We start from the raw sequence: 23,809 nt of genomic DNA, 5'->3' as shown, positions 1-23,809 counted from the left end.
CCTTTGAAATGATCCGTTCCGGCGACCGGCAAGCGGCGTCAGAGCCCCACCGTCTCGGCATGAATTGATCCAACGGATCAGTTCATTGACCGGGCGGTATAAGGCCAAATCGCACGGAAAAACGTTATAAAAGGGGGCCAGCGGCCCCCTTTTTTAATCTTGCTCGAAAGCGGCGAAAGGCTTGCCCGCATCGGCTTGGTCAAAGCCAAAGAATTCGAACGACTTGTCCATATGTTCGGGCAGCGGCGCCATCACCACCAGCTCCTTGCCGGTACGCGGATGGGGCAGCCTGACGGCGCGGGCGTGCAAGTGCATCTTGCGCGATACGCCGGTGCCGGAAATAAAGGCCTCGGTGCCGCCATACTTGCCATCCCCCAAGATCGGCGTGCCGATCAGGGCGCAATGGGCTCGCAATTGATGGGTCCGCCCGGTGCGCGGTTCCATTTCCAACCACGCCGTCTTGCGCAACGCGCTATCAACCACCCGGTACCAGGTCACCGCGCGCTTGCCCTCGTCTTCGTCAACCGCCATCTTTTCGCCAGCTCGGCCGGGCAGTTTGGCCAAGGCGGCATCAATGCGCCCTTGGCGCATTTTCGGCACGCCGACCACCAACGCCCAATAGCACTTGCGCGCCGCCCGGCTTTTGAAAGCGGCGGCCAGCTTGGCGGTGGCATTGGCCGAACGCCCCAACAGCAAAACCCCGGACGTATCCTTGTCCAGACGATGAACCAGACGCGGACGGTCGTCGCGTTCGAATTTCAGCGCATCCAGCCAAGCATCGATATGCTTGTCGCCGGTGCCGGTGCCGCCTTGGACGCTGATTCCCGCCGGCTTGTTCAAGGCGATGACATCATCATCCATGTACAAGACCGCATCTTGCAGCATACGGGCAATCTTGTCGTCCACTGGCGGTCGGGCACGATCACCCACCAGATATTTTGGCGCCTCATCCTCGGGAAGCGGCGGCACGCGCACATGCTGCCCCGGATCCAGCCGCTGACTGGCCTTGGCCCGTTTGCCGTCAACGCGGACCTGTCCGGTTCGCAGCCATTTTTCCAGCTGGCCATGGCCCACAATCGGGAAATGCCGCTTGAACCAGCGGTCCAAACGGATATTGATATCTTCTTCGGCGACGGCCAGGATTTGTACGGTGCTCATGGTCGGCAACCTACACCAGGTTACGCACCAACGCCATGGCCGCGAACAGCGCCATGATCGACAGCGTCACCGAGGTGGCGATATAAAGCCCGGCGACCATCCAGTCGTGCCGTTCCACCAACAAGGCGACATCAAGGGAAAAGGTGGAAAAGGTGGTGAATCCCCCCAGCACCCCGGTCAGCAGGAACAGCTTGGCGTCCTGGCTCGGCTGCCAAGCCAGCGCCCCCAGTTCCGCCAACACCCCCATGATGAAACTGCCGACGATGTTGACAAACAAGGTGCCCCACGGAAAACCGGTGCCGATCCATTGCGCCAACACGGCCATGGACAGGTAACGGGCGCAGGCCCCCAAGCCTCCGCCCGCTCCTACCCACAGCAACGCCGTCAAGGTCTGACCAGTCATCATGCATTCTTGGTGGCACGGCCAAGACCGTTTGGCAAGAGATCAGTCAGCCCACGCCACCCGAGTCACCGGGCTGACGCTGACGGTTGCCCGGCCATCGCCGCGCATCCGCAAATGATCGGCGGCGGCCCGCGACAGATCGATGCCGCAGCGGCCACAGCGGTCATTGATCCGCACCTGCACCGCACGCCCATTATCAAGCCGCCGCACCTCGACCACGCTGCCCAACGGCAAAGTGGGGTGAGCCGCGGTCAAGGCGCGCGCGTTGAAAATCTCGCCGCTGGCGGTCCGTCGCCCGTGGTATTTATCCCCATACCACGAAGCGACGGTGACATCAGAAGCAAATGCACTACCAGTAAATATGAAAACACCGACCAGTAATGCTAGTGTTTTTGCAGCGATTATACGCAGCATAAAATTTGTCCCCGAACATGTACCCGTGATGAAATTAATTTCATCAGGCAGATTGTTCAATATTTTTTATTGACTACTTATTTTCATAAAATTATGCACACTTTTTAATGATCAGGAGGGAGCATGATCATCAGCAAACGGGTCTTGATCCATGGCCGTGTCCAAGGCGTCTGGTATCGCGGATGGACGGTTCAGCAGGCCCAGGCCTTGAACCTGAGCGGATGGGTCCGAAATCTGTCCGATGGCGGCGTTGAAGCCTTGTTTCACGGTGCCGCCGACCGGGTCCAGACCATGATTGACGCCTGCTGGCAAGGCCCCGCCGCCGCCCAGGTCAGCACCGTCGGCGTCGAAAACTGCGCCGACATTCCCGCCGCCGGCTTTCATCAGCGGCCCACCTTCTGAGGATGACAAAGGACAGGTTTGGGATGAAACTGAAGAGACGTGAATTCCTAGCCGGAGCCGCCGCCATGGCCGTTACCCCCGCTTTCGCCGCTCAATTGACGCCCAAGACCTTCCCCCAGGACTTCTTGTGGGGGGCGTCAACCTCTGCCTATCAGATCGAAGGCGCGCTCGACGTCGATGGTCGCGGCCCCGATATCTGGGACACCTACACCAAGCAGGGCCGCATCACCGACGGCACCAGCGCCGCACGGGCGTGCGAGCATTACACCCGCTACCCCGAAGATGTGGCGTTGATGAAGGCCGCCCATTTCAACGCCTACCGCTTTTCCATCGCCTGGCCCCGCATCGTCCCCACCGGCACCGGCGCCATCAACGCCAAGGGATTGGATTTCTATGACCGTTTGGTCGATGAAATTCTCAAGGCCGGCATCAAACCCATGGCCTGCCTCTACCACTGGGATTTGCCGCAGCCGTTGCAAGACAAGGGCGGCTGGCAAGGCCGCGAGGTCATCGGCCCGTTCGCCGAATACGCCCGCATCGTCACCGCGCGCCTGGGCGACCGGGTCAAGGACTGGATGATGCTGAACGAACCCAACGTGGTTTCCATCTTCGGCTACGGCCTGACCGATCAGGCGCCGGGTCTGAATTTGGGCGAAATGGGCGTGCTGAAAGCGCTGCACCACCAAAACCTGGCCCAAGGCGCGGCGTTGCGGGCCATCCGCGCCGAACATGCCGATCTGCGCCTGGGCACGGTGACCAATATCCAGCCGGTCCGCCCCGACACCGATTCCGCCGCCGACCGCGCCGCCGCCATCCGCTGGGACGCGGTGTGGAACCGGGTCACCGTCGATGGCCTGTTGCGCGGCCAGCTTCCCGATGTTCTGGCCGAACAGATGGCCCCCATCGTCCAGGCCGGCGACCTTGAGAACATCAAGTTTCCCATCGACCTTCTGGGCATCAATTATTACAGCCGCTGCACCATGAAATACGACCCCGATCACATGTTCCAGGTGTGGTGGGGCGATCCCAAGGCCGAGCGCTATACCTTCATGGGCTGGCCGGTGCAGCCCGACGGCTTGTATGACCTGTTGATGGAATTCAAGAACCTTTATGGCAATCCGGCCACCTTCATCGCTGAGAACGGCTCGGCCTATGACGATGTGGTCGCCGCCGATGGCCAGGTGCACGACCTTGAACGCACCCAATTCCTGCAAGAACACATCGCTCAAGTCGGCCGCGCGCTGGGCGACGGCGCCAACGTCAAGGGCTATCTGGCCTGGTCGTTGTTGGACAATTTCGAATGGTCGTTCGGCCTGTCCAAGCGCTTTGGCCTGATCCGCGTCGATTACGACACGCAAAAACGCACGCCGAAGGACAGCTACAAATGGTACGCCGATTTCGTCAAACAGGCCCGCGGGCTGTAAAAAATCCAAGCCATTCAGCGGCTTCGGCTTAGTTATCAAGTCTGTGGAAAACTTTGTGGACGGAGCTCGCCTCCGTCCACATTTTTGTGTGTGGATAAGTCGGATAAGTCGGGCGTCGCCATAAAAATCAAACACTTGCCTTGTGGAAACAAAAATAGAACAATGCTGCTTGACGCCAGCGCGACCAAACGCCTAGACTGCCGCGCCAAAACCGGAAAAACAGCAGTTTTTCCTTAAAATTCAAACTGTTTGCAAGATAGTGAAATTCTTGGCGGCAGTGCTTACGGAGAAAATGGAATGACGCAGGTGGCCTCCATTTCCCAGCAAATCTGGGACATGAAGTACCGGCTTAAAGACGCCGACAATACACCTGTGGACAAAACCATCGAAGACACCTGGAAGCGCATCGCCCAATCCCTGGCCAGCGTTGAAAAAGACCCCGCCGCCTGGGAAACCCGTTTCGCCGAGGCCCTGGCCGATTTCAAGTTTCTGCCGGCCGGCCGAATCATCTCGGGCGCCGGCACCGGCCGCCGCGTCACCATGTTCAATTGCTTCGTCATGGGCGACATTCCCGATGACATGGCCGGCATCTTCGAGCATCTGAAGGAAGCCGCGCTGACCATGCAGCAGGGCGGCGGCATCGGCTATGATTTCTCCCCCCTTCGCCCCAAGGGCGCCCCGGTCAAGGGCGTTTGCGCCGACGCCTCGGGACCGCTTTCGTTCATGGATGTGTGGGACGCCATGTGCCGCACCATCATGAGCGCCGGTTCGCGCCGCGGCGCCATGATGGCGACCATGCGTTGCGACCATCCCGACATCGAAGCATTCATCGACGCCAAGCATGAATCCGGCCGGTTGCGCATGTTCAACCTGTCGGTGCTGGTCACCGATCCGTTCATGGACGCGGTCAAGCATGACTTGCCGTGGGAACTGGTGTTCGACGGCGTGGTCTATAAATCCCTGCCGGCACGCGCGCTGTGGGACAAGATCATGCACGCCACCTATGCTTTCGCCGAGCCGGGCGTGATCTTCATCGACCGCATCAACCGCTTGAACAATCTGCATTATTGCGAAACCATCCACGCCACCAACCCATGCGGCGAACAGCCGCTGCCGCCTTACGGCGTCTGCCTGCTGGGCTCCATCAACCTGGCCAAGCTGGTGGTCGATCCGTTCGAAAGCGCGGCCGGACTGGACATGGCGAAATTGCGTGATCTGGTCCATGTCGCCGTCCGGATGATGGACAACGTCATCGACGTGTCGCGCTTCCCGCTGCCCCGGCACGAGGACGAGGCCAAGTCCAAGCGCCGGATCGGTCTGGGCGTCACCGGACTGGCCGACGCCCTGATCTTGTGCAATGCCCGCTATGGCGGCGAGGATGCCTTGCGCCTGACCGAGCAATGGATGGCGGCGATCCGGCGCGAGGCTTATCTGGCCTCGGTCGCCTTGGCCAAGGAAAAGGGCGCTTTCCCGCTCTATGAACAAGAGCCTTATCTAGCCGGCGAAACCATCCGGGCGCTGGATGCCGACGTCCAAGCCGCCATCGCCGAACACGGCATTCGCAATGCGCTGCTGACCTCGATCGCCCCCACCGGCACCATTTCCCTGTTCGCCGACAACGTGTCGTCGGGGCTGGAACCGGTGTTCAGCTTCACCTATACCCGCGCCGTGCTGCAAAAAGACGGCAGCCGGCGCGAGGAAGAGGTCAGCGACTACGCCTATCGTCTGTTCCGTCTGCTCAAAGGCGAAAACACCCCGCTGCCCGCCGCCTTCGTCGATGCGCAACAGCTGTCGCCGACCGAGCATGTGGTCATGCAGGCGGCCGTGCAGAAATACATCGACTCGTCCATTTCCAAGACCATCAACGTGCCGGAAAGCATCTCGTTCGAGGATTTCCGCCATGTCTATGAACAGGCCTATGAGGGCGGGTGCAAGGGCTGCACCACCTATCGCCCCAACGACATCACCGGCTCGGTGCTGACGGTGAAGAAGGAAGAGCCCAAGGTCGAGAACCAGCCGCACCTGCCCCTGGGCAAGCCCGCCCCACGGCCCGAGGACGACCTGGAAGCCGGCGGCATCATCCACATGACCCAGCCGCTGGATCGGCCCGAGGCCTTGCCCGGCGCCACCTATAAGGTGCGGTGGCCGGATAGCGACCACGCCATGTACATCACCATCAACGACATCATCGAAAACAACCGCCGCCGGCCGTTCGAAGTGTTCATCAACTCCAAGAACATGGAGCATTACGCCTGGACGGTGGCGCTGACCCGGATGATTTCCGCCGTGTTCCGCCGTGGCGGCGACATCGCTTTCGTCGTCGAGGAATTAAAGGCGGTGTTTGATCCCCGGGGCGGTCAATGGATGGGGGGCAAATACGTGCCGTCCTTGCTGGCCGCCATCGGCGAGGTGATTGAGCGCCACATGATCGCCATCGGCTTCGTCAAAACCGACGATGACGCCGACACCGAACCCGACGACGTGGACCAACGCAAAGTGGTCAACCTGTCCGGCGCCCGACTGCGCCATTGCCCCAAATGCGGCCAGCCGGCCCTGCTGCGCCAGGAGGGCTGCGACACCTGCACCTCGTGCGGCTATTCCAAGTGTGGTGGTTAACAAAAAAATGTTGCGTTAGCCTGGCTCTGAAACGTTAGGTCCTGTCGATGTGGCGCCGCCAAGTCTTTGACTTGGCGGCGCTATTTTATTTCGGCCCCCATCTTTTCTGAAAAAGCCGGTCGTAGGTTATGTTGACTGAAATATGTAGCGTCTGAAGATCATCTAAGGCACCCTTTTAAATCAGGCGGCTAGATGGCTTGCTTCGTTGTCTGGATGGAGCAGGGTGTTGCGAAAGCACGATGCGAAATTTGCCTATGCTGGCGTTCCAATAAATGACGGTACATCTCGGCCTCGCTACGTTGTTAAAAGCCGCGTAACTGGAACGCCGTCGCCAGCGGGCTGCCTTTATGCAGCGCACTTGGCCGGGGTCTATGACAGCCCAAACACCATTGAAGGTGCTCTCAAAGGATTGCGGGCACTTCTGTCGTTTGCTGATGAATGCGGCCATGACCTGGAAGGGCGCCTCCTTCAGGGAGAGCGCATTGAACCAAAGCTCATTCGCGCGTTCGCGCTCTGGCTTGAGCAGCGCTATGGCAAGGCCGACGGTATTATGTCGCAGGCATCCCGTCGGACGTTCAATGCCACCCTGCTTCAAGCCCGAATCGCGGAAGCATGGTTCATCACGATGTATTGGACGGCCGATGATCCGGTGCTGCGTGGCTACGAGATCCAGAACGTCCTAGCGACTCAAAAAGCGGCGTGGGCGCACGTGGCAAAGCGTGTGAAGGAAAAGCCTGTAGCCCCAGATATGGACGAAGAGGACATTCGCAGGATTGATGGGTTCTTGGCTAACGCTGCGATGTCAGCAAACGCCGATCCCATGTGGGTCAGAACCTTCTTGATCTGGCGCTTGGCAATCGAATTCGGGATGCGAATCGGCGAAATTCTGGCCCTTCGTGTAGAAGACTGCCCAAACCGACACCGCCCGACCTTTGAGATTGTCAGGATGGAAGATCGGGACCATGTGGACCCCCGGAGGACCTATGCACCTCGGCCAAAAACCCTTGGGCGATCTCTCGGCATTCTTCTGGCCAACTCGGCTTTTCCCGAATTTGTGTTACGCTACATCAGCGAATATCGGGTCACCTGGAAAACTAGGTCGGACGGTTCCAAGAGAAAGAGCCCCCAAGTCCTGCACCCTTATCTGCTGGTCAACGATGACGGGGCACCATTGCCGCACGTTACGGCACGCAGTCTCGCGACCCGCATCTCCAAGGAAACGGGGGTGCCGTTCCATTGGCATCTGGCGCGCCATGCCTTTTTTAACCGAGCCTACGCGGCAATCGGACGCATTCCGGAAGTTGCCGAGCAAAATGTTCGAATCAATGACCTCGTCTATTGGGGAGGTTGGTCCAGCCCAAAGAGCCTTGATATTTATACAAACAGGGCTCGCAAACATCGGGCGGCCCATGCACTCGCGATCTGGCAAGGGCAGCAGGAAGCATGGACATCTCTTCGCTGAAATATGATCCGGAAAGCGACTATTGGGTGGCCGATACCGGTGAGCGCTTCATCAAGAACGTTTTCCGGGAAGAATCGCCGATATGGATATTGGCCGGGTCGACGGAATGGCGAACCCGATACCAAAATGTCACACACATCCTTTCCTGGCCGCCCCAGCTTCCGGAGGAATTTTCCTCGGCTGCCCGCCTGATCGTTCATCAGCGAATGAAAAAACGATGCCCTAGCTCATTGCAGAAGTATGATCTTCTCCTGAATTCTCTGGCGCGCATCAAGGGGAAGTATGGACCGTCTATTGATTTGGTGGAGCTTAGCGCTATAACGTCAATAGAGTTAATTTGGGCTGAACTGAATGCGAGTGATAGAATTACGTTTCGGGAATTTTATAGAAATTTAACAGACCGCAACTTGTGCGGAGCCACCCGCTATGTAGCTGACCGAATAACTGGGTGGAAAGCGCGCAATGATATTCAAACTCTCCGGGCCGTTCTTCAGTGGGACCCCGACGCCGGCGCTCTTTCAACATCGGAACTTGAGGTTCTGCGCCGTGTCCTCGAGGATCCGACGAGTGACCAGACAGCTGCGGACCATTTCGTCCGTGTATCCTTGCGCATATTCCTTGCGACTTTGCGGCGCCCTTCTCAGATCCTGCAAATTCCGGCTGATGGCTTTCGCGAAATAAACAGTGCGATAGGAAGCCAATTCTTCCTCAATATCCCCAAGGTCAAAGCCCAAGCGGGCGAGAGCAACGAATGGGAATGCATCCCTGCTTCGCTTGCCAAGGACATCCAAAACTATAGAGCGCGGCCAAACGTCCAGCCTGTGTGCCAAAAAAGCGGCATCTTATTGCCACACATCGTCTGGGGCTGCGAAGAGGCCGAGCTCAGCACTGCCTATTTCAACAGCGTTTGCAAAGCATGGTTCTCCCGGCAGGCCATGACCAGCCCCCGGACAAAAAGGTTGATGGCATTTGCGACAACGCGGCTTCGCCACACCGGAGCCACCCAATTGGCGATGCAAGGATACTCTCGGCAACTCATCCAGGATGTCCTGCAACACGACAGCCCCCAGTCGGCCCAGGCCTATATCGACTCTGTCGGCGCGGATACCCTCCCACTATTTGAGCAGATGAGCGACCGGCTTGGATCGCGCTTTTCCGACCTCAAGAACGCTTGGTTTCAAGGGCGAATTATTGACACCAATCGTTCCGCCGGCCCGCCGATAATTGTTCCAGGGGCAGCGGCCCCTGCCGTTGTCGGCGCGTGCGGCAGTGCGTCCTCCTGCCAACACCATCCACTCTTCAGTTGCTATCTCTGCCAGTACTTTCTGGCCTTCCGGCAGGCCAATCACATGAAAGCGCTCGATTTCATTGAACACGAATACCAAAGGTGGCGAGATACCGAGATTGGCGCATCACGCTCCAAGGCTATGAAGGATTTCGAGCGCACAGCCGCCGGCATCCAAGACGTCATGGACCGCATCGATCGTGAGATGGAAAGGGATAAGGCATGACGGCCTCCCAACCACTCCTCGAACGCATCCCGCACGGAGCAGATCTCCTCGCGTCTATGCCTCGCTTCGTCGCCGGCCTGCCGTCTGGCGTATCTTTCGACGACGACGTCTGGAACCTCGCGCCGCTTCATCGCTCATCCAAGGTTCGAACCTTCAACATTGATTTTGGGAGAATTGGCAACCTGGACCTCCGGGAGCTTGCGAAAATCCGTGTGGCGGAGCTCATTACTCGACGTCGAATTGCCCCGACGGCCGCCGCGTTGACCTGTTCCGCATTTGCGCTCCTCTCACAGGTCCTCCAAGCTCGGTCGGTCATGACCTTGACCTCCGACGACTTCCAACGGGCCCGCGACATTGCATATCAAGTGTCCAAGAAAACTGCAGGTCGGCATCTTTCGGATTTGGCGCGCCATGGCGTATGGCTCAACTTGCATCTGGGCCTGCATGTGGTCTTTAAGGCGCCACGATCCAGCGCCCTTGATTACGGTCGAACCGGATCTGAGCAGGGACGATGTGAAAAACTCATCCCCAACGAAATTCTTTCCGAAATCCTTTCCTATCGGATCGGTACGGAAACCTCGGAGCGCGATCGCTTCTATATCTCAGCCTTGGCGATCGCGATTGCTACCGGCCTTCGGGTTTCGGAGCTCATGACACTTCCGGTGGATTGCCTGATCAACGACGAGCGGGCACTCCTCATTCGGCATTTCCCCGCGAAGAATGGTCGAGAGTTTGCTCGACCGGTCGTCCCCGAGCTTAGGGATGTGGTCGAGGAGGCCGTGTCGTTCATACGGAAGCATACGGCGGAAGGACGAGCACTCGCCCGTAGGCTGCAGCAAACGAGGTCGATCGATTGGGGTCGCGTATTCGCGTCAGAAAGCTCCGAAACCATTTCTTACTTTGTCAGGCGCTGGGCCAAAAACTTCATTGAAGCCCCTGAAAACCGTCTCATTGATCCACGCATGGCTTGGTACTCAAAGACATCCAGATGGTTGCCGATCGAAGACGCATACGAACGGCATCAGGGAAATGCGTCGGCTATTGCTCGTGACTTGGGAGTTAACCGAAACACGATTCCAAAACTCCTTGCGCAAACTGCCGCGTCGCGAAGGGGTAAGTTTGATTTTGGCTCGAGGACAGTCGAATCCCTAAAAAGCTTCGACACCGACAAGCGCATCGTTTCTGTGCTGACGTTTGAAGATCAGATTGCCCTGTCGGCAAGGAGGATCGATGCGGTTCCCAAAATCATTGAAGAGGCCGCTTGGTGCCAGATTAAGCAGCGCCATTTCGACGCACCGGCATGGGACGAAGAAATTGAAGATTTGTTCCGCTTGGACACCTCTGTTCTCCGTGATCCGGACACGGGGCGCATCATCCTTGATGCTCCAGATGCGCTTTTTGTGACCCTCAAGAACCAGTTCTCGCCGGCACATTGGGTCAACACGGACAGATTCACAATTCGTGGCGCAAACCATCTAAACCATTGGCTTGGCGGTTATACGCGGGACCAAAACACCGGGAAGGATACCGATTCCGTTTTCAACCGCTTTCAAATCCGTGACCCACGGACAGGTCAGATCGCGAAGATCACCGTTCACGACATCCGGCACTGGCTGAACACGGCCTATGAGGATGGCGGGCTCACCCAGGATCAGATTGCCATTCTGTTCAACCGGAAATCTGTCGCGGCCAATGCGGGATATCTCCACACAAGCGCCGAGGTGCGTGCGGAGCGGATCAGGCAGTCGGTCCGAGATGGCTTGGTTTTAGGCCATGCCGCTTCGGCGCATGCACGTCTCGCGCAGGAAAGCCCGGAAGACGCTGAGACCTATCTGGCCACCGCCACCAAGTTCTACAATCCCATGCCCCACGGCATTTGCCTGCTCAACTGGGCGTCAGAGGTCTGCCCGCATTCCCTGAGTTGCTTGAGCTGCACGAAGAACGAACGCGCCGAGCCACAACCTTGTGAATTCCTCATTATCGACAGGGAAGATCCGCTGCAGGTTGCAGAGATCGAGCGAGTTAACCGGAACGCAGCCGCCATAACAGCGATCATGGCCGAGGACAGCATGACCGCCTCGCCCCAGTTCGCGCATTATGAAAACGTGCGGAAGACGACGGAGCGAATTCTTGAGGAGATCAAGGGATGAGCGCTCAGTCTGGCCGGTCGCACATGCGTGGGCAGAAGCTCCGCGATAAAATCGTGGAGACAATTCGCGCACGCGCTGACGAAGCGGCAAGCCGCGGGGAACGCTACGTTTATAATGCGAGTGAGATAGCGCGGGATTTGGGGATTGCCCGCAGCACACTGCTTCGCAATGAAGCGGTCGTTACCATGGCCCTCGCTGAAATTCAGGCTCGGCGGCGCTACCGTGACGGATCCGCTTCGATCGAGGCCCTAAAGGAGCGCAACGCCCTGCTTCAGGAAACCGTGCAGTCCAAAGACGCAGAGATTGCCCAGTTGCACCGTCACCTAGCCGACCTTTACGAGAGGCTCATTCGGCATTCAGTTGACGTCGGGACTGTCTTCCGGGGCTATGCCGTGGATGCGTCTCATGTGACGGGGTGCTGCATCTTGTGTCGATCAAAAAATATCCCTACGGATGAAGTGTCGAGTGTTATTCCTTTGGCGGGAAGTCCCCGTGGAGACGCCGGATAACGGGATCATTCCCCCTGGCTAAATATGTATGCCGTCGTTGACGTCCCTGGGACACCTATCTTAAGAATCCCACCACTAGGAAAGCCCTGGCGATGGTCAGACCGACTTCACCAGGCGCCGTCGTCACGATTTCACCAGTGCCCTGCACGCCCAGTGGCAGAAGCTGCCGGTACGGCTTGTTGGCGGGGCCCGATACGCGCTTGATCACCCAGCGCCCGTCGCCGAGTAGGACGGCGAAGATCGATCCTTCCGCCGCGCTGAACACGGTTTCGCCGGGGACCTCTGAATCGAGAAGGACGAGATCACCCTTGAACATGAGTGGCTCGGCGCTGTCGCCTTCGGAAATTTCAGCGGCGTTTCCAAAGCGCCCCATCAGGTCCGGCCTGTCCAGAGGGTGGCATGGGGTCTGCTCGGTCGCACCTCCCTCGAAAATGGCGCCGACAACAGGGAAGACGTCGCAATTCGCCGCAGCAATCGCTGAGATGGATTTCCCTCCAAAGCCAGCGACGAGAATGCTATCTCCGTCCATCCGGCACCACCCGATATGCGCCTTGCCGAGGTTCCTGTCGGCGACGACAGCGAACTCGCCCTTCTTCGGTGCGCGGGAATCCCTTTCACAAATCACCATGCTGGATTCCTGGAGGGGAAAGGGTAGCCACTGTGCCGCCTTCCCCACGCCGAAGGCATGATGCGTTTCCGGGCTAATGGTGCGGATCTGGTCCCCGACCGGCGGCAGGTCGGCCTCCAGCCGATACTCGTCCCCCGTAGCGGCCTTCTGTGTTCCAACCTCTGGGACGGCCACATCCGCGCCAGGGCCTGTGTCTCCTTCGCTGGCGGCCGCGAGACCGATGACCGTCACCATCGCCGCAGGTGCCGGGGCGCCGACGATCGGGTTATTCGCATTCGCCGCCATCGGCACAGGCTTGGGCGCAACCCTGTTGACCAGGATATCCAGGCACTGTTCCCGCAGATCCATGAAGCGGTCCAGCATGTCATCCACGGCCTTGGCGTGGGTCAGTGTCAGGTCTTCATATCCCTGAAAATGGTGAGACCACTGCAAGGCTTGAGCCAAGGTTTCCTTGGCAGGATTGCCGTCGGGTAACAGGTCCAACAACTGGCGGAAAGGCTCGGCGTTCTGAACCGCGCCGGGACGCTTCACCAAGTTTTGAACGCGAACGCGTAATGGGTCCAGGGTCGGGTGGTCGTGAACGGGCTCTGCAGCCTCGGCTAACAGGTTGACCAAGGTGTGCTCCATGAAGGAACGGGCTTCATTGCAGAAAACCTTGATCTTGGCTCCATTCGTCTCGTCGCGCCGCCACTCGTCCCTGTAAGAGTTCAGCGTCAGCTCATCCAACTCCAGGCGGACACATTCCTGGATTTTGCCCCGTGGAACGATCCGATACGCCTCCATCTGGTCGCTAAGCGCGGCGCCCATGCGGCAGTCGCCCGCACGTGCAACCCGGGCCGTGAATACCCGGTCGAAGGTCATGATCAACGGACGGAAGCCTTCGCTGGTGCAGCTGACAATCCCCTTCGCCAACCGGACCTGATTGCGCTCGTCGAACAGAAGCTGCGGATCGTCCAGCAGGACCAGCGACAAACCGCCGCTCCGTTTCCAGACGCTTTGCAGCAGGGCGAGGACGAAGCTGAACAGCAACGCCCTGACCTGTGACGAGTTGGCGATGTTGTTGGCGCTCCCTCTGGCACCTTCGACCTCTGCCGGGATATGGAGAGCGACACCGTCATAGCGGACCAATCCCGCCTCAGGCCCCGCGTAACCAGGTGCCTGGTAGAAATCCCGCCAATAACGGTCCATCTCGGTATTCAGGTCGCGGAACAGCCCGTCCACCTGAACATCGACCACGCGCTTGAGTGCCGCCAGCCTGCCCACGGCTTCCGCCGCTGCGACGGCGTCCTCGGCCGCCTTTCTTGCCGCAATCCAGGCGTCGTAGTGGTTGGTAAGGGCCTTGAGGATTTCCCGGGCTTGGCCGACGGGACGATAGTCCTTGAGCAGCGAGCGTAGTTCGCGGACCTTGCCGGCCAGGCTCTCAGCGGGGATGGCTTCTGCGACACCGTAGGCCTCATTCACCAGCGTCGCCCGGGCTTCCCTGGTCGAGAGTGCCCAGCTTCGCAGGTCCAGCAGGCCGTTAAGCACTTGGCTGGCCTTGTCGATCCTTGTTCCTTCAAAAACTGGATCCAGTGCAGGCAAGGCGGAAACGGGGCACGGGGGCAGAGCCACCGCTGCAGCCTCAAATGCAGTGGTGGCCTGGGCCGTCAGATGCTTAAGGGCCGAGAATGTGGCCAAGGCCTTATCGACATTCCCTGCGACCGATACCGCCCATCCGGCGGGCGATGGAGCTCTATCCTGCTTCCCCCAAAGCTTTGTGCACGCCTTGACAGCTTCGGGAATGCCTTCCAGCAGTTCCGTCCGCGCAGAGACGATAAAATCCTCCGGCGTAAACTTTATATCCTCAGTCTCCGCCGCACCTGCCGCGATGGCGGCGGCCACGGGCATTCCCAGAACATCATCCACGACCGTATCATCCAGTGCGCGGAGACAGGTGGGACAATCCGCAGGTGGGATCGCTAACCCATCCTCCTTCAGGCCGGCGGCGATGCGGGCGTGATGCCGCCGACGCTTAATCTTGAGTTCCTCGGCCTGAAGGGCGGCGAAGTCGTTCGCCCGCTTCACCGTCTCCGCGATCGCACCGCGCACGTTGTCGACATCCTCGTCGGACAGGTTCTCGGCTGCAGCCACCAGGGCCGCTAAGCCGGCGGAGTCCAGCGTCGGTGCCGACAGCAAGTCGATCACCCTGACAAGATCATCGTCCAGGCCGTCCAGTTCGACCTTGTCCTCCTCGACCCCGGCCGCAGCCGCGACGGCCGCGCGCACCTTAGAAGCTCGCTCATCCAGGTCTTTCTCGAGTTCGGCCAGCTTGGCCTGACACTCGCTTCCATTCCCATCGGGCACGGGCGGCATAGGTGGGGATGCGGCATCCTTGAAGACTTCAGCAAGAACGGCGATCTGCTGCTTGAACCCCGCCGCTTCTTTGTCTGCGGCAGTTTTCAGGGTCTTCTGATAGGTCTTCCCCAGATATTCCTTCATTTTTAGGGCGGTTTTCTCAGCCAGTCCGGCCACTTCCCGAAAGCCGGTTAACGCTCGGACGCCATCGGCCAGCGATTCCTTCTGACCCAGCTTCAGGTGGGCAAGCCGGGCCATGTGCAGCGCACTCAGGTCGACGGCCAGAGGTGATATTCCCAAGGCGGTTGCGAAATGTCCGTCAAAGACCGCACCATCTTTCTCCAAAATGGTGGAGAAAACGTTCTTATTTCCCTGTACGACCTTCCGGCAAATCGTGGTTTTCGTGCCGTCATCGGCTTCAAACAAGGCAGTCACTGCGGTAGTCACGAACTCAGCCTTGCCGAAGCGAGCTTCATATTGGGCAAGGGTTGGCATCGGAACGACGCTCGGCAAAGGCAGAGTGATACCGTTGTCCAGAGTATAATCGTTGATCTGCCCGGCATCAGCGAAGTGCTCGAAGTCCGGCGTGCTCGACACCTTTCCGGTCAGCAGGAAGGTCAGCACCCGCGCCAGCGAACTTTTGCCGGCTCCATTGGGACCTTGGGCAAGGAACAGCGGGCGGGAGATGAGAATGGGGATATCTGGGGCATCGGACCCATCGGGCATGCAGAATGGCTGAAGACCCCCGAATTGCCGGATCGTCAAAGAAACCAGCGACCACACCCGCTGATCATCCGCCAAGACAGCGACCGCTGGTTTAGCAGGAAGCCTGCCCTTTGCCATCCAGGTCACAAGGCCCGCCATATCCACACTCCCCTTTTCAGGGGGCGACGCCAGGTACCGCTTTCCTACCGGGTCACCAAGGAACCAGGCCAAGGCCATCCGCGCCTTCTCATCCTCGATGACAAAGGATGTCCCGTTGGACAGGTCCAGGGTTTCGCCGCAGGCCAGCAAGGCCAGCAGATCGTCAGTGGTCAGGCCCGAGGCTTGGATGTTGGGGGTTTTGTCGCCGTTGGTCATGGTTAGCCACGTGCCTTCTTCAATTTGCGGATTGCGTAGAACAGCGCTCCGCCCACCAGCAGGGTTACGGTGCCGGAAATCTTCCAGAACCAAGTGTCGAGCTCGTAAATTTGGGCTTCGTGTGCGCCGTAGATACTGCTGATGGCAGATACCGGCACGAACAGGGCCGCGAGGATGGTCAGGTTGCGGATCAGTCCGGTTTCCTGGCGCTCGAGGTCCAGCCGGGTAAGCTGGTCGGCGGCGTGGAGTTCGTCTTCCACGTCCTTGAAGGTCTCAGGGATTTGGTTCACCTCTCGCAGGAACTCGTACACCCGATTGCCCATGGGGTAACTTGAGATGCGATGCGCCAGAAATTCCCGGCGGAAGCGGGTGAACGTGCGCCGCAATGCGCCATCGTCTTCGGCGCCGCCCATGAACCGGTCCAGGTACGCGGTGATAGTGATGCGCTGATAAAGTACCGAGGCGATCATAGGCACATAGTAGCGATGGGTGTTTTCCGGCTGACCGCCCCGCGCCTCGCCGCCATGGACCAGAACCATCCGGTTCCGCCATTCATGCAGACGCCAGTTTTCCCACTCCTGGACGAACTGATCGGCGATGGCGGACCTGATGTTTTTACTGGGACCGTACTGCTCGACTTCATCCTCGATGCCGAGGCTGATATGGGTGATGAGATTGGTCAGGTCCGGCGAAGTCCAGTCAGGGACCTCCGGACGGGGGAGCAGGATCAAAGCGGGGGCGGCGTTGCCAAACCAATGCAGCGCGCCGTTGACCCGGCGGGTGTCCTCTTCGTCGTTGAGCTTGAGCAGCTTCGCCATTACCCAGTCCCTAAGGGTGCCGACGTCGCACCCGCCGGCATGCCAAGCAGCGAGCTTGTCACCCTCGAACTTCGGCAGCCACTCGGATGCCGTTTTGGACAGCCAGCGAATTTTGGCATCATCAAGCGGGCCGCAGGCAGACAGGCGAACGACAAGGATGGCGGTCTCGGGGAAGCGGAACAGATCCACCCATGTGACCTCGGCCAATGCGGCACCATCACTCCCGATCATATGCGGGGTCTCTTGCCAAACTTCCAGCGGGAAGGTCCAGCGCTTGGAAGTACGGCTATCGAATGTCGCCGGCATGTACCAGGAGCGGGCGCTGGGGATAAAAAATTCGCTGTCCGCAGCAACTGAATCAGCCTGTTGGTTGGGGATTCTGGTTACCCAGGGGCGCCAGCCGACTTCCTTCAAGCGCTCGTAATCAGCCTCATTCAGACAGAGAGGGGCGAATAGATACGCTGTCCACATTGGCGCTGCATACCCTGGGGCAGAGGATCGTCATGATGGCAAAACAACAGATTGCAATCAACTTTTTATCGATGCGGCCTGCACGTAGCGACATGGATTGAGGCTCAAGCCAGCTCCCCAGACCGATACTCAATTCTTTCAGGGCAGTTCATAAACTGGCTGCCCAGGTCGGTGTTCATGATCTCGGGCGGGTCGAAGCGCAGAATGGCCTTGTCGAGGACCTAGACGCAGAAGTCGTGCCCTGTTCCCGGTCTGATGTATTCGAACCTCTGGGACGGCGACATCTGCACCTGGATCGTTACCTTTTGCACCGCTCGCCGTAATGATTTTCCAGCAAAGGTGTGTGGGGCAACGGCGCTCGGAATGGCGGCCAGTCTTTGCAGTTAGATGCAGCTTGCCACGACATGGATGAGCGGTTGTGGGCCGCTATAGATTCCTTGCGATCATAGCCAGGAGGGACACATGCTCACGACGCTCTTCAAGAAAGCGCTTATCATTCCCGGACTACTGTTCCTGTCCGCCTGTGAGACGATGGATGTCGGGTCCGTTGGTAGTTGGTTCGGTTCCGACAAGCCTGCTTCGACCCAGGTGATGGTTTCGCGGCCAGCCATGCCGCCGGCCTTACAGAGCAAGCGTATTCCAGCTCGCCCCGAAGACCTGAACCATTTTGACCCGATTCAGGCGGCCGTCGCTGACGCCTGGGCGCAAGCTCAATTCGGCAGGTTTGACCTCGCCATGAACGAAATCAAGACGAAGCTTAGCACCGGCGGAGAGGCCAATCCCGAGCTGGTGGCTCGTGCCTACGCTGGAATCGCGACCTTGGCTCTTAAAGCAGGAGACCTTAACGCGGCACGTGCTGCGGCCGCCGAAGCCTTGTCGCGCATCAAGCATCCCGGAGCGGCGATGCCGCCTGGGATGATCCTCCCCGTCTGCGTCTATCAGCGGCTGGGTCAGCATCGACCCTCGGCGAATTGCCCGCGAGGAGACGACAATCTTGCCACGGCTATGGCGCGCTAACACAAACCCGAAAGGAAATCCGAAATGCTGAAGAAGCTTCTTGCAACGACTGCGCTATGCAGTCTCATCCTCGGGGCATCGCCAAGCCTTGCCCAGCAAAACTCCATCAACGGGATGGGTGATCTGGGGCAGGATCTGGACCAGCAGCAGCAGGTCTTCGAGACGAAAACATCGACACTCGCTGCCCGGCTTGAGGCCGAAATGGCCGATGCCGAGGAAAAGACCCGTGCGATTTCCGCAATCGAGCAACAGCTGAAATCTGCGTCTAAACGCGACCGCCTGACCCAGCAAGCGCTCAAGAGCGAGCTTACCGAGGCCGTCGCGGTCCAACTGGCCGCCACGTACAAGGTCGTTTCCACGTACCACGAAATCCTCGGCGTGGCCTACGACAACCTGGATGCCGTCGGGACGCGGATGCGTTCCCGTCGCAACACTGAGGATACGGCAAAGCTGTCCCAAGATCTTCAGGCTTATACGAACAAGGCGAAGCTGCAGGCGGAGGCGCTGGAGAAGGTGACTTTGGAATTCGAGCGCTCGCCCGACAGCGGCACGACGAAGGCTCTGCTGGCTGCGATGAAGACCACCTTCACGCGTGTTTACAATGAACGGGAGAGTCTCGCTCGGCGCCTGAAGAACGGAAAGAACATGGATGCCCTCGTCGGCAAGATTATGCACGACAAGAGTATCGTTGCCCAGGCCGCGATTCAGACGGGCGAGCTAAAGCGATCGATCGAAATTGCGGCAGAACGCCTGAAAGACACGATTGAATACAACAAAGCGTCGACAACCATAGGCGTCATGACAAATGCGGCAGGTGGTGCAGGCAAGGGGATTAGTACGGTGACGAGTTGGTTCGACGGGGTTAGTCGCCTCATCTATGGCGATTTCCTGGACAACGATTCTCCGTCGAGTGACCTTGAACACGACATCCTCCAGGCGTCCGGCTCTTATGGCCTTCAGGAACAGCTGAATGCGGTGAAGTCGTGGCGATGACTATCTGGGCGGCCTTCCTTTAGCAAGCGAGGTCGCCTGCATCGCCGCCCTGACCTATTCATAGCAGTTACCATCTTAATCCCCCCATGCAGCGCTTTGCAGTTTCAGCCCCTGTCGTCCCGGAGTCCCCCCCCCCGTTAGTCTTGAACTTCCACCATGATACCGGAGGCCGAAATGAGAAAGACTTTCATGGCTATGGCAGCAGGTTTGATCATGACGCCCTTGTCCGGGCTTGCTGCCGATGACGTCTCCAGAAATTTGGCTCGTGGTCTCGAACGGGATTTGCTGATCCATTCGGAAGAAGTTCTGACGACTTTCGTTCGCCAGGGGACAGCCAGCGACCGTGCAGTTCGCAAGTCCGCCCAGTTGTATATGACCACCAAGCTACAGATCGAGAGCTTGCAGGGGCAGGGTGCTGGTGATGATAGCCCTGCCTATTACTCGGAAGTTCCCGTCTATCTGCTGCTTAAGGCCTGTGGCTTCGCCTATTCAGACCTCCAAAATCCATTCGGTGCGCTTGCCGGCGTCGAGTATTGGCTGCCCTCCGAGACGGGACCGACCAACTTCTTTCAGAGCAGGAGGTAACCATGGCTGAAAGCAATCGCCCCAAGCATCCGCACAAACTGAACCGCCTGGAAGTCTCGGCATTGCGCGTTTTCGCTGTCACCCAGGCCGGTGGTTTGCTGCTTTCGGCCCTCGGGGTCGGCCTGCTTCTGCTACTTGCCGCTTGGCTTGTCATAGCCATGACCGGCACGCGACCGGGGCCCGCCTGGTTTTCGGCACTCGACACCTATGTCGGGAAGTTCTGGCCGGTTTTCCTTGCGATGTGGATCGCCTGCCTGTGGGTCGGCTGCGTGGCTGGGCTTCAACGGGTCGGCGCCATCAAGCTCACGCGCAAGGCTTGGCGTATCCTCGATGATTTCACCTACCGCAATCGTGAGGCCGGAACATCTCTTGGCTTCCTCTTTACCGGCGTGGCCATTGTCATGGCGCTGGTTGGCTACATGGGGACGCAGGGTGAAGCTGGAGCTCTGTCCACGCTTTTGCTCAATTTCGGCCTTGCTGTCGGGACGAGCATTGCTGGCCAAGTAGTGCAACTCACCGGGTTCTTTGTCGAGGGGCTGATTCCCGACGATGAGACACAAGGAGGGTGACATGAACAACGCCAACATGCGACGGGAAGGATTGCGGCCCCCGACCTCCGCACTGGACATGGCTTTGATCACGATTTTTATCGTGCTGACCATGGTGACACCGGATGCCCGTAAGGTCCTGTTTACCCAAGCGGATGTGGCTAGCCGCCCGACAGATCACGCGAGCCAATTATCTCCCCTTATCCTGATGCCCGTCCCGACTGGTGAGTTGATCACCTATACGACCCAGAATGGCGAGAACTTTACCTACCAGCAGGTCCTTGACCTACCGCACGAGCGGTTGAAGGACGGAGTGGCATTAGCCATCCCCAAGGACCACCCCATCACGGAATACGTCGATGCGGCGACCCCCTTCCTAAACGCCAAGATCTCAGTGGGACTCGCCACGCTGGCCAAGCAGAAGGAGGCACAGAGATGAAAATCCTTCTCGCACTGCTCCTCGGTATCGGGGTCGCCTTGGCCTATCGGGTCTCTCAGGAATGGGAGAAGCTAGACCGCGCAATTCCCAAGATCGATGCGCTTCTTGTTGGTCCGCCGACCGGAAGTACGACGACGGCGCCTGCGGCAATAGCAGCGCGCGACGAGCAGGTATCACCTGCCCCCGCCCCCCTACCTTCGCCCAACCCTTCCCCGGCGGCGGGTTCCCCAGTTGGAGGTATACGTCGCACTGAGGCCGCTTTACCGACCGTCATCGCCGAAAAGCCGATCGCTTTGCCGCCGCTAGAGGAGCATGTGGTGCGCCCCCGACCCACGCCCCGCATGCTTCCGCCGCCCGCTCCCGACGAGCGGCCCGTCGCGGAAGTGCAGCGCAAGCCTGCACCTGCCATAGTGGAAAGGGAAAGCGCCTACACCCCCATGGATATTCAACGCAAATTGACCAGTGCCAGCTCGGTTCTGGATGGCATGTTGCGGGGAGCAGAGCGATGAACACCAAAAGCGACAACGACGATCTGAAAAGCAATATCCGCGCCTTGCGACGCATGGCCCATCGACAGGCGCTCGTTCTTGCCGCCCTGGCCACCATCGGGACGGCCGGCTATCTCGCGGCAAGGACAGACACCGACAATGCCGTGGCGGCCGTGGGCGAGCAAGCGGATGCGCGACAACAGTCCGCCACAGCTCCCCAGCCTGCTCCAGCCGACCGGCAAGAGACCGTCGCGGCTGTCGCCCCCCATCCAGACGCTGTAGCTTCTCCCCAGCATCCTTCTGTTCCCGAGATGGGGACGCAATCGCAGCCGAAATCTGGTGAAGAGAAGCCCCGGGAAACCAAAGCCACACGCGAGCGGTCGGTTGCGAAAGCGGCGATCACGGCGCCGGCTCGCCCGACAGCCTTGCCTTCCGAGCGGTCGAAACACACTGCTTCAGCTAGCGAACCGCCCACACAACCGGCACAGAACAGCCGCACCGAGCCCGCCGCCGAGCATCATTCCGGCACACCATCCAATGTTACGGCGATGCCGGCTGTCCTGCCCGCCAAGGCCGAAACTGGTCAGGTCCATCCTGTTACTGCGGTGGTGCGAAGCGAGCCACCGATGATAGATCCTGGACGCCAAGCCAGCGACATTTCGCACAACTCAAAACCAAGCGTGACGCTGCGCCCGGAGCTGACCCCTTTGCAGAAAATCGTGTCGTCGCAGGATCGGGCGCTTCAATCGCTGAATACGATTCCCAATCGCCAGTGAGGGAAAGATGCACGCCGTTGAACAGGCAATTGTACGCCGTCCAAAGACCATGACCGTCGTCGGCCTGGCGCTGATCGTCGGCCTGCTGATGCTCTGGAAGGCACGCCCCCCCTCCGAGGACCGGGAAATGCTGTTCGAGCAGTCGCAATCGACCGGCGCTGCCGCGTCAGGGGACCATCCGCCCTCTCCTGATGCGGCTGTATCGGTTGTCCTCCCCCAGCCGCAGAGGGTTACGCCGGTAGCGTTCAACGTCCAGGTGTTCGAGGTCGGGTCGATGCCGATTGCTTTTTCCGAGCGTGAAGGCAGCTCGCCGGCACCGAAGAAGTCGGAACAGCCCTCCCTTCGGCCGAAGCCGAAACGCACAATGGCATCCGTACCAACCGCGAAACCCGTGGAACAGGCGCAGCCGTTGCCGCAACTTTCAGCGCCTGCGGCCCAGCCGGTGGACATGGCCCCTGCACCACCGGCGGCGCCGGGGGATCAGCAGGTCGCGGCTATGTCGGCTGCGCCCTCCGTGAGCCGCAAGGGAACGGTTCCTGTCCTGCACTTCAACTGGGAGGAGACGCTCGGTCTCGAAAACTATGTTGCTCTCATGGTTCGCCAGGGCGGCTGGTTCTTCACCCGCACCAATGACAGATTGGGGCCACCGGTCGACCTGGTGGCCCGAAAGGTGACGGTTTTCACCGGCACGCGCAACCTCATGGCCATCGAGCGCCCCCATGCCGTCGATGGCAAATTAATTGCGGCGGCTCTTTCCAACACCCAGCTCGACCCTGGACTGCGCCGTGATCAGGTGGTTCTTGTTCCATCCGTTTGGTTCGACAAGGTTCTTTGGAGCTTTGTACAAAATGCGATAGAGAGCAAGGGGGCTACTCTCGATGACTTTGCCGAGGTCCGTGGTCGTTATCTCAGCCAGGGTCACGGATATGCAATCGAGCTGATCGATGCTGTCGACCGGAAAGGTGGGCACCCAATTCAGCTTGATGGGGTAATGGAACTTGAATGAAGCATCCGGCAAAGCGAGTGAGTGAAAATTCCAAATCCATTACAGCGTCCGGTGCGGGAAGTGCAATTTTCTATAAAAATTCAGAAGCGGGGGACAACATGAAGTATGAAGAAATACTAGCAATGGAAGGTGAAGACATTATCTTTGAGATAATCAACAATGGGAATTTCATGAAAGACGCAACTATCAGTGAGACAAAGGAGTTTCTTCAGCTTCTTGCCGAACACCCTACATTCCCTGCAGCACTCGATAGGTGGCGCCGTGACTATGCCCTGAGGCAAGGCATTGACCTTGTTCGGGTAAAATCACTGATCAACACCCATAGAAGCGATTGGATTACTGGCAAGACCCTCTGGATTTGGTCCGATGGCGAACCGACTGCGGAAGAAACTCCTCACCGAACGAATTTTTTTGATTATTTGCTTTCGGCCAGCAAGCACGGCCACGACCAAGCCCTCGTCAATCAGTTTCCGCAACAGCTTCTCGGTCTTGGGTATGCCTGCGTGACCAACGAAGGAGCCGATTTCATTACCGCCGAACTCATCGGTTGAAACTGGAGCTGTGCCATTTCCCAACG

General features: G+C 58.9%; 20 protein-coding genes. 15 read left to right on the top strand and 5 right to left on the bottom strand.

The annotated features are described in order from the left end of the window. Positions 1-153: 153 nt before the first annotated feature. From KEC16_RS14450 to KEC16_RS20020, 3 genes are read right to left on the bottom strand one after another with little or no spacing between them, the layout of a single operon-like run. Positions 154-1,158: an RluA family pseudouridine synthase gene (locus tag KEC16_RS14450; RefSeq protein ID WP_211550157.1), complete on the bottom strand. Its 1,005-nt coding sequence runs from the start codon at positions 1,156-1,158 to the stop codon at positions 154-156. A gap of 10 nt (positions 1,159-1,168) precedes the next feature. Next, positions 1,169-1,564, bottom strand: coding sequence for a fluoride efflux transporter CrcB (gene crcB, locus KEC16_RS14445; RefSeq protein ID WP_249209207.1), 396 nt, complete (start codon positions 1,562-1,564; stop codon positions 1,169-1,171). Positions 1,565-1,603: 39 nt separating this feature from the next. Next, on the bottom strand, positions 1,604-1,975 hold the full coding sequence (locus tag KEC16_RS20020) for a septal ring lytic transglycosylase RlpA family protein (protein ID WP_211550268.1): 372 nt from the start codon (positions 1,973-1,975) through the stop codon (positions 1,604-1,606). 123 nt (positions 1,976-2,098) lie between these two features. On the opposite strand from KEC16_RS20020, the gene KEC16_RS14435 reads away from it, so the two are divergent. The 6 genes from KEC16_RS14435 (at position 2,099) to KEC16_RS14410 (ending at position 11,540) form a co-directional block, all read left to right on the top strand. Beyond that, positions 2,099-2,377: an acylphosphatase gene (locus KEC16_RS14435; protein ID WP_211550156.1), complete on the top strand. Its 279-nt coding sequence runs from the start codon at positions 2,099-2,101 to the stop codon at positions 2,375-2,377. A 23-nt stretch (positions 2,378-2,400) separates the two neighbouring features. Further along, complete coding sequence (locus tag KEC16_RS14430; RefSeq protein WP_211550154.1) at positions 2,401-3,801, top strand: GH1 family beta-glucosidase; 1,401 nt, start codon at positions 2,401-2,403, stop codon at positions 3,799-3,801. A 297-nt stretch (positions 3,802-4,098) separates the two neighbouring features. Continuing rightward, positions 4,099-6,417 (top strand): adenosylcobalamin-dependent ribonucleoside-diphosphate reductase, encoded by a 2,319-nt coding sequence (locus tag KEC16_RS14425; protein ID WP_211550152.1) that lies wholly within the window; start codon positions 4,099-4,101, stop codon positions 6,415-6,417. A gap of 358 nt (positions 6,418-6,775) precedes the next feature. Then, positions 6,776-7,879: a site-specific integrase gene (locus KEC16_RS14420; protein ID WP_211550150.1), complete on the top strand. Its 1,104-nt coding sequence runs from the start codon at positions 6,776-6,778 to the stop codon at positions 7,877-7,879. Further along, on the top strand, positions 7,861-9,390 hold the full coding sequence (locus KEC16_RS14415; protein ID WP_211550148.1) for a site-specific integrase: 1,530 nt from the start codon (positions 7,861-7,863) through the stop codon (positions 9,388-9,390). The genes KEC16_RS14420 and KEC16_RS14415 overlap by 19 nt, the downstream gene beginning before the upstream one ends. Then, a complete protein-coding gene (locus KEC16_RS14410) occupies positions 9,387-11,540 on the top strand; it encodes a hypothetical protein (RefSeq protein ID WP_211550146.1) in 2,154 nt (717 codons plus the stop codon). Before KEC16_RS14415 ends, KEC16_RS14410 begins: the two co-directional genes overlap by 4 nt. Before the next feature lie 564 nt (positions 11,541-12,104). On the opposite strand, the gene KEC16_RS14405 is transcribed toward KEC16_RS14410, so the two are convergent. Then, entirely contained in the window at positions 12,105-16,091 is a 3,987-nt protein-coding gene (locus KEC16_RS14405) for a S24/S26 family peptidase (protein ID WP_211550144.1), read from the bottom strand. 2 nt (positions 16,092-16,093) lie between these two features. Next, positions 16,094-17,323 carry a magnesium transporter CorA family protein gene (locus tag KEC16_RS14400; protein WP_211550142.1) on the bottom strand — a complete coding sequence of 410 codons (1,230 nt, stop codon included), beginning with the start codon at positions 17,321-17,323 and terminating at the stop codon, positions 16,094-16,096. Between the two features lie 519 nt (positions 17,324-17,842). On the opposite strand from KEC16_RS14400, the gene KEC16_RS14395 reads away from it, so the two are divergent. The 9 genes from KEC16_RS14395 to KEC16_RS14355 all read left to right on the top strand — a co-directional run bounded on the left by KEC16_RS14395 (position 17,843) and on the right by KEC16_RS14355 (position 23,783). Beyond that, entirely contained in the window at positions 17,843-18,397 is a 555-nt protein-coding gene (locus KEC16_RS14395) for a hypothetical protein (RefSeq protein WP_211550140.1), read from the top strand. 24 nt (positions 18,398-18,421) lie between these two features. Next, entirely contained in the window at positions 18,422-19,390 is a 969-nt protein-coding gene (locus KEC16_RS14390) for a hypothetical protein (RefSeq protein WP_211550138.1), read from the top strand. A gap of 174 nt (positions 19,391-19,564) precedes the next feature. Beyond that, a complete protein-coding gene (locus tag KEC16_RS14385) occupies positions 19,565-19,975 on the top strand; it encodes a hypothetical protein (RefSeq protein ID WP_211550136.1) in 411 nt (136 codons plus the stop codon). Positions 19,976-19,977: 2 nt separating this feature from the next. Further along, the gene (locus KEC16_RS14380) at positions 19,978-20,544 is read left to right on the top strand and encodes a hypothetical protein (RefSeq protein WP_211550134.1); all 567 of its coding nucleotides are present in this window, start codon (positions 19,978-19,980) and stop codon (positions 20,542-20,544) included. Between the two features lies 1 nt (position 20,545). After that, a complete protein-coding gene (locus tag KEC16_RS14375) occupies positions 20,546-20,962 on the top strand; it encodes a hypothetical protein (protein WP_211550132.1) in 417 nt (138 codons plus the stop codon). Next, complete coding sequence (locus KEC16_RS14370; protein WP_211550129.1) at positions 20,959-21,471, top strand: hypothetical protein; 513 nt, start codon at positions 20,959-20,961, stop codon at positions 21,469-21,471. The genes KEC16_RS14375 and KEC16_RS14370 overlap by 4 nt, the downstream gene beginning before the upstream one ends. Further along, entirely contained in the window at positions 21,468-22,226 is a 759-nt protein-coding gene (locus KEC16_RS14365; RefSeq protein WP_211550127.1) for a hypothetical protein, read from the top strand. The genes KEC16_RS14370 and KEC16_RS14365 overlap by 4 nt, the downstream gene beginning before the upstream one ends. A 7-nt stretch (positions 22,227-22,233) precedes the next feature. Continuing rightward, positions 22,234-23,232, top strand: coding sequence for a hypothetical protein (locus tag KEC16_RS14360; protein ID WP_211550125.1), 999 nt, complete (start codon positions 22,234-22,236; stop codon positions 23,230-23,232). Further along, the gene (locus tag KEC16_RS14355; protein ID WP_211550123.1) at positions 23,229-23,783 is read left to right on the top strand and encodes a hypothetical protein; all 555 of its coding nucleotides are present in this window, start codon (positions 23,229-23,231) and stop codon (positions 23,781-23,783) included. Before KEC16_RS14360 ends, KEC16_RS14355 begins: the two co-directional genes overlap by 4 nt. Positions 23,784-23,809 lie beyond the last annotated feature (26 nt).

Origin of the sequence: Magnetospirillum sulfuroxidans (assembly GCF_018224925.1) — a bacterium.
Classification (GTDB): domain Bacteria; phylum Pseudomonadota; class Alphaproteobacteria; order Rhodospirillales; family Magnetospirillaceae; genus Magnetospirillum; species Magnetospirillum sulfuroxidans.
The sequence above is the reverse complement of the archived record's forward strand: the minus strand, read 5'-3'. Positions and strand labels throughout refer to the sequence as shown.